The organism is Leptolyngbya sp. AS-A5 (genome assembly GCF_039962495.1).
GTDB lineage: Bacteria > Cyanobacteriota > Cyanobacteriia > Leptolyngbyales > Leptolyngbyaceae > Leptolyngbya.
Genome location: NZ_JAMPLL010000021.1, coordinates 32,623 through 45,122, shown reverse-complemented (window position 1 = coordinate 45,122; position 12,500 = coordinate 32,623). Strand labels below are relative to the sequence as shown.

The following is a 12,500-nucleotide window of genomic DNA, read 5'->3' as shown; positions in this document are numbered from 1 at the left end:
GAAGCAAAAAATAACTGCCTCTTGCATTCGTATTAAAGTATCGATCGATTTAGCCTTTATCCTGATATGCGAGTTCTAGTTGTTGAAGATGATCTGCATTTGGCAGAAATTCTGACGGAAGCTTTAAGCGATCGCGCCTATTCAGTGGATGTTGTTAAAGATGGCGAGTCTGCCTGGAATTGGATTTCATCGCTGTCTTACGATCTCATCGTGCTAGATGTGACGCTGCCAAAACTCGATGGAATTAGCTTATGTAAGCGCCTCCGAACTGCGGCAAACAATTCGACTACACCCGTTCTAATGCTAACTGCGCGAGATACGATCGCCGACAAAATTCTCGGACTCGATGCGGGTGCAGATGACTACATGGTAAAGCCTTTCGATCTAGAAGAACTAATGGCGCGAATCCGTGCTCTACTGCGACGAGGCACGCTAAACACTCCAACCTTGATCACTTGGGGCGAATTGCAGATTGATCCCGGAACCCATGAAGTCACTTATGCGGGTGAGTTCGTGCAGCTCACTCCGAAAGAATACGCATTATTAGAGTTATTAGCAACAAGCGGACGACGAATCTTGAGTCGATCGAACATTATCGATCGGCTCTGGTCGCTGCAAGATCCGCCGACGGAAGAAACGGTTAAGTCGCACGTCAAGGGCTTGCGGCAGAAATTAAAAATCGCAGGTGCTCCAGAAGATTTCATTGAAACCGTACACGGAGTCGGATATCGCCTCAAGCAAGCAAAATAAACTACCCGATTTCTACCCGATTTCTACCCAAAATTTCCACTCTAAGCCGTTACTCTAGGTTCTAGAGAAATCTGGGAAATCTCTTTGCGTCAAACGACGCATGGGACTTCGGTCGCTGGGAAAGGGAAACACAAGCGATTCAAACGAAAGATCGAATCGTAGTGAAGAACTAAGCCGAAGTTTCTGATCTGCTCATAGTGAGTTCTTGCGAATTCGTTATGAGCAATTTTTTTATGCGATCGTCTAGCCTTGTTAGCCGATTTCAGGTTCTTTCTTAATTTCTAGGGCATACAGAGAGCCGACTTGCAACAAGCCAGTTTTGTAGGTTCCTGTGCAGCGTTGAGTTTTGTTTGCAACGCTGCAATCCATTGACTTTAACTGGCTTTTGAAGCGTATTTGCTACGTCTTTCTGTAATCACAACCTGAACTACAACTGGGGTTTCTAGGGCGCGATCGAAGTCATCGTAATCCCCATTACGCCCCAAGCACGGAAAAACTGGCGGTAGAGTTCCTGTGCAGCTTCAATGAGATCACCCTCTGGAGAAATTTCGCCGCCTTCGATGAAAGTGCCGCGATCGCTTTCAAAACACAATCGCTGCACTCCTGACTCATCCGTTTGAATAATTAATCTACCGTTTGCCAACACTTGTCCCGATCCACTCGACACCGAAAATCGCATCGTTTCTCTCAATCAACGCCGTTCTCATTCTACCGAGTCAGGATCAAGCGGATTTTGTCGTTTTTCTCATGCGCTCAAAACTTAATGCAGTCACCCCGACCGTCACCAGCAAAATACCGAGAATCTGCACTCCTTCCAGCGTTGCTCCAATCATCAGCGCGGCTAAAAGTGCGGTCATCACCGGCCCACTAGAGGCGACGATCGATGCCTGTGCCGCTCCCATATATCGCACCCCAAAGTTATTCGCCAAGTAACCCACCAGCGTAAACGCTCCCAAAATCAAGCCGCCTCCGAAGAAGCCCATTCTGGCATCTGGCAGCACCGAAACCCCCAGCGAGATCGGCAGTGATAAACTTACGCTCGACAATACGAGAACCGTCAGAAATTGCACCACGCTCACAGGGATGGGATGCGCTTTCCGAAAGCCAAGCTGCATCAAAATCAGATACAGCGCGAATGCAATCCCGGACAGCACCGCCACAATGATGCCCCCGCCAATTTTCGCGGCAATTAGTCTGGGAGCTGCCGCAAGAATCACGCCCATCAGGATCAGAACCATGACGGCAATCCGCAGGCGCGTCGGTCGATCGTGGAACAACCACCAAGCTAAAGGAACCGTGAACAAGGGGTACATAAATAAAATCGTCACTGCCACGCTGGGCCCGATCTGAGCGATCGCAATGTAGATCAGCACTTGTGACAGGAATAAAAACGCGCCACTGGCGACGATGTGCCACAAAGGGCGACGATCGCGGCTCAAAATCAATCGCTGTAAATCTTGCCATGCAGGAGGATAAAGCCATGCTGCGATGCCCATCATTAATGGCACTACGATCAGCATCCGCATCCAGAGAATTAAGAGCGAGTTCCCGATCGTCGGTTGGATGAATCCGCCTGCTGAGAACAAACCGAGGACATTCACGCGCTGCCCGATCGTAATTCGCACAATCACGTTATGAATCGAAAGCGCAAGGGTCGAGACTAAGATTAACCAGAGTCCTAGTTTTGCTTTCGATAGTTTGGATTTGCCAACGGTTTGCAGGGATTCGCGCTGCGATCGTAACTCCGCCACATCTTTTTGCAGTTGCGCTTTTGTGGCTTGCAAGTCTTCGATTTCCTGCAAATCCAGATTTTGCTGAGATGGAGCGAGTTTTCCATTCAGTTGGCTTGATTGGGGGGCATGATCCAGTTGCTCTCGATCCATCAGACTTCACCCTTTGTTCGTCGGCAGTTGCAAACTTTTTGAATAGTGTTCCCAATGCATCCGCATAAATCTATCTTTCCTACTTGCAAATCCCGCCCAACGAACCCTTCCTGACTGAGATTCCTTCTTTTGGAAGAGATAAAACTAATTAACATTTTCGATACTGGAGCGCGGTTTCCTTATCCAATCATCCTCATGACAGTCGCAAATTCCGCCCCAATTTCTACACCACTAAGTCCAGACGAACTACAGAAAATAAATGCTTACTGGTGTGCTGCGAACTATCTTTCGGTTGGACAAATTTATCTTAGAGACAATCCTCTACTCAAGCAGCCCTTAAAAGTTGAACACATCAAACCCCGTCTGCTGGGACATTGGGGAACGACACCAGGCTTGAATTTTATCTACGTCCATTTCAATCGGTTGATCCGCCGCTACGATCTGAATGTGATTTACATTGCTGGGCCTGGACATGGTGGGCCTGGGATGGTTGCGAATACTTATCTAGAAGGTACATACACCGAGCTTTATCCGCACATCACCCAAGATGAAGCGGGATTAGACAACCTGTTTACGCAGTTTTCTTATCCGGGTGGAATTCCGAGCCACGCTGCACCGGAAACTCCGGGATCAATCCATGAAGGGGGCGAGTTGGGTTACTCGATCGCTCATGCCTACGGAGCCGCGTTTGATAATCCAGATTTGTTCGTCTGCTGCGTGGTGGGTGATGGAGAGGCAGAAACCGGAGCCTTGGCGACCAGTTGGCACTCAAATAAGTTCATTAATCCAGCGCGGGATGGAGCAGTGCTACCAATCCTGCATCTCAATGGATATAAGATTGCGAATCCAACCGTTTTGGCACGATTGAGCGATCGAGAACTAGAGCATCTCTTTGTGGGTTACGGATATAAGCCTTACTTTGTGGAAGGGGATGATCCGGCAACCATGCACCAATTGATGGCAGGAACGCTGGATAAGATTGTTCAGGAAATTCAGGGCATCCAGCGAGAGGCGAGGACTCACGGATTTAAAGAACGTCCGCAGTTTCCCATGCTGATCCTGAGAACACCGAAAGGATGGACAGGCCCCAAAATCGTTGACGGCATTCAGATCGAAAATACGTTCCGCGCTCACCAAGTTCCGCTGTCTGAAATGGCAAGCAAGCCGGATCACCTACGAATGCTCGAAGAATGGATGCGGAGCTACAAACCAGAAGAATTGTTTGATCAAACCGGAAGGCTGATTCCTGAATTAGCGGAACTCGCACCCAAGGGCGATCGCAGAATGGGAGCAAATCCTCACGCCAACGGTGGTGCTTTACTCAAAGCGCTCAAACTACCGGAATTCGAGAGCTTTGCGGTTCCGGTTGAATCTCCGGGGCAAGTCGAAACCGAGTCTACGCGGGTATTGGGTAAATATCTACGCGATGTGATGCGGCTCAACGAGGACACTCAAAATTTCCGCGTGATGTCTCCGGATGAGAACAATTCCAACCGCTTAAACGCGGTTTTAGAAGCCACCGATCGCATTTTCACAGGCGAAATTCTTCCAGGCGACGATCACATCTCACTCGATGGGCGCGTGATGGAAGTGCTGAGCGAACACCTTTGTCAAGGCTGGCTAGAGGGCTATTTGCTCACCGGACGACATGGATTCTTCTCATGTTATGAAGCTTTTATCCACATTGTTGATTCAATGTTCAATCAACACGCTAAATGGTTGGAAGCCTGTCGTCACATTCCCTGGAGACGACCGATTGCATCGCTCAACTATCTGTTGACCTCCCATGTTTGGCGACAAGACCATAACGGATTCACGCACCAAGATCCCGGTTTCATTGATGTGGTACTGAACAAAAAACCGAGTGTAACTCGTGTATATTTGCCACCGGATGCAAACACTTTGTTATCTGTTGCAGATCACTGTTTGCGGAGCCGTCACTATGTCAATGTGATCATTGCTGGAAAGCAGCCCCAATTGCAGTGGCTGGATATGAACAGTGCAATTAATCATTGCACTGCAGGGATTGGAATCTGGGACTGGGCAAGCAACGATCGAGGATCTGAGCCGGATGTCGTGATGGCTTGTGCAGGGGATGTTCCCACTTTAGAAACGTTAGCTGCTGTTGATTTTCTGCGGCATTACTTCCCGGATCTGAAAATTCGCGTCGTCAATGTGGTGGACTTGATGACGCTACAACCGCAGTCAGAACATCCGCATGGATTGTCCGATCGTGACTTTGACTCAATCTTCACGACTAATAAGCCTATAATCTTCGCGTTTCATGGCTATCCGTGGCTAATCCACCGTCTCACTTACCGCCGCACCAATCACTCTAATCTGCATGTGCGGGGATACAAAGAAGAAGGCACAACGACAACTCCGTTTGATATGGTTGTGCTGAATGATTTGGATCGCTTTCATCTGGTGCAGGATGCGATCGATCGAGTTCCGAAGTTGCTCACTGTTGGCGCATATGTCAAACAAATCGCACGGGATAAACTAACGGAACACAATCGCTACATCGTGCAGCACGGGAAAGATATGCCGGAAGTAGAGGATTGGAAATGGCAATACTATAGCGGCAATAATGCTGGAAAAACTGTGATTTCTCAGACTGAAACCGGTTCACCGACTCAGGGAGACGACGACACAACGAAAGCAGGACACTAAGGATAAACACAGGGATCTCCGTTTCTTTCAAGCAGTCGGAGATCCCTAACTGCGTGTAAAAAACTTATCTCTAAATTCTTAAACTTAAGCACGACCTAACTATTTTTCAGCAAGTTTGCTCGACGCTCTGCTTGCGATCGCAAGTCAACTGAGATATCTTAAAGAATATTCATACTTTCTCTTAATCTAAAGCTCATCTTTATCACTTAGGATAGAGGTGCTTTTCACGTTTATGTGTTCCTTTACTCCGAAATCTTGTCTGCGTCTTCTCGGAAGTTTCACCCCGGCAGAGCGATCATGGAGCAGCACTGTACTATTTTGATTGTTGATCGCTCCCCCGACGATCGACAAGCCTACGAGCGGTATTTATCTCAGAGCGATGGGATCAATTACCAAGTTCTTCAGGCTGATTCTAGCTGCTCTGCGCTGAAAATTTTGCAGCACACAATTCCTCAAGCAATCTTATTCAACTCAGAGCTTGCTGACCTGACAGAGTTTGAACAATACGAGGCAGTCTTGCCGATCGTGGTGATTGTTTCTTCAACTGCAATTGCCTACGAGTTTCTGCAAGCAGGCGCAAAAGACTATATTCTCGATTGCAGTCTTACGCCGGAAGTGCTACGACATACGCTACAAAGTGCCATCCTGCGTCACCAAACTGCATTCGACAACGAGCAGCACCTAAGACAACTGCACTACAGCCAAATCGCGCTAAAACAAAGCGAAGATCGCCTACGCTTAGCGCTCGAATCGGCACAAATGGGGGCTTGGGAATGGGATTTGGTGACGGATCGGTTGTCCTGGTCACCAAATTATATCGAGCTAGTCGGACTTGACTCCAATAACTGCCCGACCATGCTTCAAGCCTGGGAAACGATGGTTCATCCTAGCGATCGTGCCGCAGCCCAAGCAAGGTTGTCTCATGCCTTACAGTCTGCAACAGAACTACAGAATGAATATCGCATCATTAAGCCAACTGGAGAAATTCGCTGGTTAAGCTGCAAAGGACAAATTCACCGGAATGAGCAAGGTGAACCTGTGCGAATGCTAGGAATTACACAAGATATCACGCAGATAAAGCATCAAGAGTTACATCGTTCTCAATTGTTAACGCTGGAAAAAGCAGCGCGGGTCAAAGCAGAAACCGCAAACCAAGATAAAGATGAATTTCTTGCGATCGTGACGCACGAACTGAAAACCCCGCTCAACGCAATCTTAGGTTGGGCGAAAATTCTCCGTACCCGCAGGCTCGATCCCGATTCAATTGAGCGTGCTTTAGAAACGATCGAGCGCAACGCCGAAGTTCAATCTCAACTGATCGAAGATCTGCTGGATATGTCTCGAATGGTGCACGGGCGACTGACGCTCAAGCTAATGGCGGTTAGTTTATATAGTGTCATTTCAGCAGCAATTGAGGGGGTGAAGCTTGCAGCAGAAGCAAAGCAGCTTTACATTGACTTTAATGCAGTGGATCTCGATGCAACAATTTCTGGCGATCCCAAACGTTTGCAGCAAATTGTTCTGAATCTGCTGACCAACTCGATTAAGTTCACGCCTGAAGGTGGAAATATCACCGTGCAACTGACTAGCAATCAATCCACGGCTCAAATCAAAGTGATTGATACTGGAATCGGGATTCACTCGGAGTTTCTGCCTTATGTATTTGATCGTTTTCGTCAGGATGCGGCCAATGCGGCTTCTGAGAAAGGATTAGGTTTGGGCTTAGCGATCGTGCGTCAACTGGTGGAACTGCACCAAGGATCAGTCACGGTAGAAAGTGCAGGTGAGAATCAAGGAACAACGTTTACCGTTTGCTTTCCGCTATGTTAGTCAATAGCAGCGATCAAGTAAGTGCTACTCCTAAACTTATCCAGTGCTTTAACGATAATAAAATAATGCTGCGGACTTCTTTGCTCTAAAGCTATGGATAATTTGCTGGCATCTGTCGATTCACAAACTGTGTTAGTTATCTCAGCGATCGTTGTAGCATTTCTACTGCTCCGACTCCTATTAAGAATTTTAAGCGGGGCCGGAGGATTGCTCCTAACAATTATTGCGATTGTTTTTGGGTTGCAGTATTTGTTTGGAATTAGTCCCGCTCAGTTGTGGCAGGAAATGCTTCACTTGCCGCAAGAGTTGCTCGGCTTGGTCGAGAATGCTCAACTACCAGGAAGCTGAATATTATCAATAACTAACCACTTTCAATGAACTTGCACTGCAATGGGCTTGTACTGCAATTCGCTAATCGCTCCTGGAACCGGATATTGCAGACAACAATTTTTAGAGTTCCACACAACTATTCGGGCTAAGTTCTGTGGTATCGCTTCAGGAAATTGTATGTCACATCTTGTAGAGCCTCTTCGTATCAAGCTGCAAAAGTCCAATTACATCATTCATCGGTGATCTCTAATGCTTACTCGACTGTTGTCGCTGCTCGATGGTGGGCAGAAACAATCCTGGTTAAAGCTGCTGAAGTCAGACTTAGAAACGATCGCGGTTCTGTTTCTCTTGGCGCTTGGTTTCGCCACCGTAGTCGCTGTTTTTACTCCAGAACCATCTATTAACCTAGATGCTACGCGATCTGAGCAAGTTGATTCTTAGCGCTTTAAATTTCATAGTGCCAAGTTGCTTCCGGTTGTAGTAATGTCACCTGATTGGGTAGTCGTTGAACAATACCTTGTTGCTCGAATTGTTTAAGGACACGAGTAATCGTGACGCGAGTTGTTCCTAACATTTCTGCTAGGTCTTGATGGGTCAGGCGCAACTCAATCAGATGACCGTGTTGCACTTCGCGCCCAAATTTCTTTGATAGCCAAGTGAGCAGCTTTAATAGCATTTCTTCAACTCGACGATGGCTGCGAATCAGCATAAACTCTTCAGCCTGTTGGACTCGCGCTAAAAGAAAAGCAGGATCAGGACACCACTCATTGGGAGAAAGGGGTGTTACCTCTACTTCGGTTAAACACTCGATTTGATAGGGGTCGATCGCGCAGAGCAATTTCCCCACAACATCACCTGCTCCACACAATCCCAGGGTGATTGTTGAGCCATCTTCTAGCCAACTGAGTGTTCGGACGACTCCCGATTCAATTCGCCAAAGCGCCACTGGTTGAAGCGGAATAATTGATCGCCGCTTAAACGTTCGCGTTGCAGATTGGGATCGCGAAACGACAGACGGAAGAATGGACTGCATGAGCAAACCTCGTAATTTAACGGAAGTTCTGCATCGCTAAATAAAGCGATCTACAGAGATGGCTTCAATTAAAATACAATAATCCGATTGATTTACCGTATTCAATACGCTTGATAGTAGCACGATCGGACTTTTTGTAAACCGACTCGTTGCGTTATTCGCTTGGAATTCCCGCATTTTCAAATCGACGAGTAGTTGGCGGTTTAATCAGCATTGCGTTGTTTGCCGGTTTGCTTTATCTTTGTTTGACGCTTGGTGAAAAGCTACTGGCTGCGCTGGAGGGCATTAGATTTGGGGCGCTGCATCGCCGCTTCGGATTTTTTAGTTTGGCGATCGCAGTTCAATAAATTTGTTCAAATAACCGAGGAGCGTTGTGTTAGCTGCATTACTCTACGGACAGGAAGATCTGCGATTAGAAACGGTAGAAGATCCCACGCCCGCAGCCGGAGAAGTCGTGATCAAGGTCGGAGCCGCGACAACTTGCGGCACAGATTTGAAAGTCTGGCGACGCGGCGGACACGCCAAAATGCTGAACTTGCCAACGTTGTTTGGACACGAAGCCGCTGGAGAAATTGTTGCGATCTGCAACTCTGTAACAAACTGGAAAATTGGCGATCGCGTCGTTGCCAACAATTCCGCGCCTTGCCTGACCTGTTTTTTCTGCAACCGCCAAGAATTCTCACTCTGTACCGATCTCAGCTTCAACAACGGTACATTCGCCCAGTATCTGAAAATTCCAAGCGCGATCGTTCAGCGCAATCTTTTATCCATTCCCGATCATCTTCCAGATGCGATCGCCGCGATGACAGAACCTCTAGCTTGTGTGCTGCATGGCGTTTCGAGATCAAACTATAAATCCGGCGATCGCGTTGTTTTACTGGGTGATGGTGCGATCGGCTTAATGTTCGTCGCGGCTATGGCTTCAAACACAGAATTTTATGTGTTTGGAGGCAACCAGCAACGATTAGAAATTGCGAAAAAATTCGGTGCGGTAGAAGCCTTTAACTACCGGCAAATTCCGGATTTGCCGCAATTGGTAAAAGAACTAACAGACGGATGGGGCGCAGATATTGTAATCGAAGCCACCGGAATTCCGAGCGTCTGGGAAACCGCGATCGCCTGCGCTCGTCCGGGCGCGACCGTCAACCTATTCGGAGGCTGTCCACGTGATACAACAATTTCCGTCAATACTGACCAACTCCACTACAATGAACTGACGCTCAAAGGAGTGTTTCATAACACTCCGGAGTTTGTCCGCTCAGCGCTCGATCTGCTTGCAAGTGAAACAATTCCGTTTGAGCTATTGATCAGCGATCGCCAACCCTTGCAAAACCTAGAGCAAGTCTTTCAGGACATGAAACAACGAAAAGTAATCAAAGTTGCAATTGAGCCAAACGGGTGAATCATAAGCCTGTCTTGTTTGGAGTAGGAGCAATGAAAAAGATTGGCTTAATCATGGGTGGACTGATGCTGATGGCGACCCCGGCACAAGCGATCCCCGGACAAACGATCGACGAAGCTGCTGTGTGGATGCAGTCGAATTCCACCATTCGCCCCAGTCAAAACGAAAAGTTTTTAGTTCGCCGCGTCAATACCGCCGCACAACAGCTAACATTTGATGCGTCGTTGTATCCACCTGGTAAAATAACTCGACTTGCACCCGGAGGGCGAATTATTCGCAGTGAAACGCTGTCGCTATTCGATATGCGAAACGGCGTGACTTTGAATCGGCTCCGGGACTCGGTGCGATTGATTTACGGATTGGAGATTGCTCAAGATTTTGCGGCAAGCACGATCGTCAAATCTTACCCAACCGAGGCACGCATCCAAGAAGCAGTGACTCAGCAAAATTCCCAAATCGCGGCGCTGCAAGGAGAGTTAAGACAGGGAGAACGCTTTGCCTACTGGCTTGAGATTGCTCAAACCGAGAACGGCAGAGCCTACTCAGGACAATTGACGGTGTTTCTGCTGGATGATCTAGAAAAATTGCGATCGGAGTTAACAAATCGATGAACTGGCGGCACTACATTCCGTTTTTTGACACAACCGCGATGGATTGGGCAGTGACTCCCCGATTGTTGCGCTGGCTCACGTTCGTCTGGTTGTTTGTTGGGCTTGCGGTGATGTATAGTGCCTCATTTCCTGTCGGAGATGCGATCGGTGATGGGTTGCACTACTTTAAGCGGCAACTGGTCGCGATCGCGATCGGCATGATTTTGTTCAATATCCTGATTCATTCCCCACTTCGGTATATCCAGGGCATTTCGAGTTTCGCGTTTATTGGATTACTCGGCGGAATTCTGCTGACTACGATAATTGGGCGAGAAGTGAATGGCGGTCAGCGCTGGTTTGAGGTCGGCACGTTTTTGTTTCAGCCGTCAGAGTGGATTAAACCATTTCTGGTGTTACAGAGTGCGCGGATTTTTGGACAATGGGAGCGGCTGACTTGGCGAGTGCGGCTGACTTGGATCGGGCTATTTTGTTTGCTGCTAGTCGGAATTTTGCTTCAGCCGAACTTAAGCACCACCGCGCTTTGTGGCATGACGCTATGGTTGGTCGCACTTGCGGCAGGATTGCCTTACCTTTATCTGGGGGGAACCGCAGCAGCAGGTCTGACTCTGGCAGTGCTTAGTATTAGTATCCGAGAGTACCAGCGACGGCGGGTGATGTCCTTTCTCAATCCTTGGGCTGATCCACTGCAAGATGGCTATCAATTGATTCAAAGTTTGTTAGCGGTTGGATCGGGGGGAATTACCGGATCGGGCTTTGGTTCATCGCAGCAAAAACTGTTTTACTTGCCAATTCAGTACACCGATTTTATCTTTGCGGTGTTTGCGGAGGAGTTTGGTTTAATCGGCGGTCTGTTATTGATGCTGATGTTGGCTGCATATGCAACGCTGGCATTAATTGTGGCGCGGGGCGCGAAGAATGCAATTCATCGGCTAGTGGCGATCGGGGTGATGGTGATGCTGGTGGGTCAGTCGCTCTTAAACATCGGGGTTGCGACGGGGGTACTGCCAACTACGGGATTACCGCTGCCGTTCTTCAGCTATGGGATGAATTCGATGATTTCGAGTTTAGTGTGTGCAGCGTTACTCATTCGGGTAGCGCGTGAAAGTAGCGAAGCGAGTGTGATGTCGATCGGCGAAAATTCTAAGGTGGTTTCGTTTGCTGAAGCGCGAACCCGACGAACCAAGCCCAGACCGTCTCGTTAAATCCTAGAATATTAGAAGCGCTTCAAATCGCTTCATATTCTTAGATTTGCCTTATGTTCGAGACGCTCCAAACTCAACTCTACGAACTGTCGCAGTTCGCCGATCGCTTGGTTTCAACCCAGCTTGCACATCTGACTCCAGTGAGCATTGGTGTGATTTTTGCGGCAGGATTGCTGACCAGTTTGACTCCCTGCACGTTGTCGATGCTACCGATTACGATTGGCTATATCGGTGGGTATGAGGCAAAGTCTCGCTGGCAAGCGGCAGCGCAATCCACCTGGTTTTCGCTGGGATTGGCGACCACCTTAGCAGCATTGGGAATTGGAGCGACGCTGCTTGGCAAAGTTTACGGGCAGGTTGGCGTGGGATTGCCGATCGTGGTCAGTATCGTCGCGATCTTGATGGGCTTGAATTTGCTTGAAGCGTTACCCTTTGCGATGCCGTCGATTGGAGGTACGGAATGGATTTCTCAGGAACTGCCTGCGGGGGTGCGATCGTATCTTTTAGGCGTGACCTTTGGGTTAGTAGCTTCGCCTTGTAGCACTCCGGTTTTAGCGACGATTTTGACCTGGATTGCCACGACGAAAGATCCCGTGTTGGGGGGTTCACTTCTGTTGTGTTACACGGCTGGATATGTTGCACCGTTAATCTTAGCGGGAACGTTCACGGCAGCGATTAAAAAACTGTTAGAGTTGCGGCGCTGGTCGGGTTGGATTACGCCTGTGAGCGGTGCTTTATTGGTTGGATTTGGTGTGTTTTCGTTAATGTCGCGGTTTGCGCTTTAGA

The 12,500-nt window shown here is 48.3% G+C and carries 13 protein-coding genes; 10 read left to right on the top strand and 3 right to left on the bottom strand.

The annotated features are described in order from the left end of the window. The first annotated feature begins 66 nt into the window (after positions 1–66). Positions 67–750 (top strand): response regulator transcription factor, encoded by a 684-nt coding sequence (locus NC980_RS19535; protein WP_190376146.1) that lies wholly within the window; start codon positions 67–69, stop codon positions 748–750. Between the two features lie 442 nt (positions 751–1,192). Here the strand turns inward: NC980_RS19535 and NC980_RS19530 are convergent, their stop codons facing one another. Then, complete coding sequence (locus NC980_RS19530) at positions 1,193–1,429, bottom strand: hypothetical protein (protein WP_190376145.1); 237 nt, start codon at positions 1,427–1,429, stop codon at positions 1,193–1,195. Between the two features lie 43 nt (positions 1,430–1,472). Further along, entirely contained in the window at positions 1,473–2,633 is a 1,161-nt protein-coding gene (locus tag NC980_RS19525) for a DMT family transporter (protein WP_190376144.1), read from the bottom strand. A gap of 195 nt (positions 2,634–2,828) precedes the next feature. Here NC980_RS19525 and NC980_RS19520 point away from each other — a divergent pair, with 195 nt between their 5' ends. The 4 genes from NC980_RS19520 (at position 2,829) to NC980_RS19505 (ending at position 7,907) form a co-directional block, all read left to right on the top strand. After that, entirely contained in the window at positions 2,829–5,306 is a 2,478-nt protein-coding gene (locus NC980_RS19520; RefSeq protein ID WP_190376143.1) for a phosphoketolase family protein, read from the top strand. A gap of 297 nt (positions 5,307–5,603) precedes the next feature. Continuing rightward, positions 5,604–7,136 carry an ATP-binding protein gene (locus NC980_RS19515; RefSeq protein ID WP_206753813.1) on the top strand — a complete coding sequence of 511 codons (1,533 nt, stop codon included), beginning with the start codon at positions 5,604–5,606 and terminating at the stop codon, positions 7,134–7,136. 93 nt (positions 7,137–7,229) lie between these two features. Then, positions 7,230–7,484: a hypothetical protein gene (locus NC980_RS19510; protein WP_190376141.1), complete on the top strand. Its 255-nt coding sequence runs from the start codon at positions 7,230–7,232 to the stop codon at positions 7,482–7,484. Positions 7,485–7,715: 231 nt separating this feature from the next. After that, positions 7,716–7,907 (top strand): hypothetical protein, encoded by a 192-nt coding sequence (locus NC980_RS19505; RefSeq protein ID WP_190376140.1) that lies wholly within the window; start codon positions 7,716–7,718, stop codon positions 7,905–7,907. Between the two features lie 4 nt (positions 7,908–7,911). Here NC980_RS19505 and NC980_RS19500 read toward each other — a convergent pair whose 3' ends face one another. Beyond that, positions 7,912–8,499: a Crp/Fnr family transcriptional regulator gene (locus NC980_RS19500; protein ID WP_190376139.1), complete on the bottom strand. Its 588-nt coding sequence runs from the start codon at positions 8,497–8,499 to the stop codon at positions 7,912–7,914. Between the two features lie 149 nt (positions 8,500–8,648). On the opposite strand from NC980_RS19500, the gene NC980_RS19495 reads away from it, so the two are divergent. From NC980_RS19495 to NC980_RS19475, 5 genes are read left to right on the top strand one after another with little or no spacing between them, the layout of a single operon-like run. Then, a complete protein-coding gene (locus NC980_RS19495) occupies positions 8,649–8,846 on the top strand; it encodes a hypothetical protein (protein ID WP_190376138.1) in 198 nt (65 codons plus the stop codon). 26 nt (positions 8,847–8,872) lie between these two features. Then, the gene (locus NC980_RS19490; RefSeq protein WP_190376137.1) at positions 8,873–9,901 is read left to right on the top strand and encodes an alcohol dehydrogenase catalytic domain-containing protein; all 1,029 of its coding nucleotides are present in this window, start codon (positions 8,873–8,875) and stop codon (positions 9,899–9,901) included. A gap of 32 nt (positions 9,902–9,933) precedes the next feature. Further along, positions 9,934–10,512, top strand: a complete 579-nt coding sequence (locus tag NC980_RS19485; protein WP_242026701.1) for a hypothetical protein — start codon at positions 9,934–9,936, stop codon at positions 10,510–10,512. Next, on the top strand, positions 10,509–11,714 hold the full coding sequence (locus tag NC980_RS19480; protein ID WP_190376136.1) for an FtsW/RodA/SpoVE family cell cycle protein: 1,206 nt from the start codon (positions 10,509–10,511) through the stop codon (positions 11,712–11,714). Before NC980_RS19485 ends, NC980_RS19480 begins: the two co-directional genes overlap by 4 nt. Before the next feature lie 53 nt (positions 11,715–11,767). Further along, positions 11,768–12,499, top strand: coding sequence for a cytochrome c biogenesis protein CcdA (locus NC980_RS19475; RefSeq protein WP_190376135.1), 732 nt, complete (start codon positions 11,768–11,770; stop codon positions 12,497–12,499). Position 12,500: the final 1 nt, after the last annotated feature.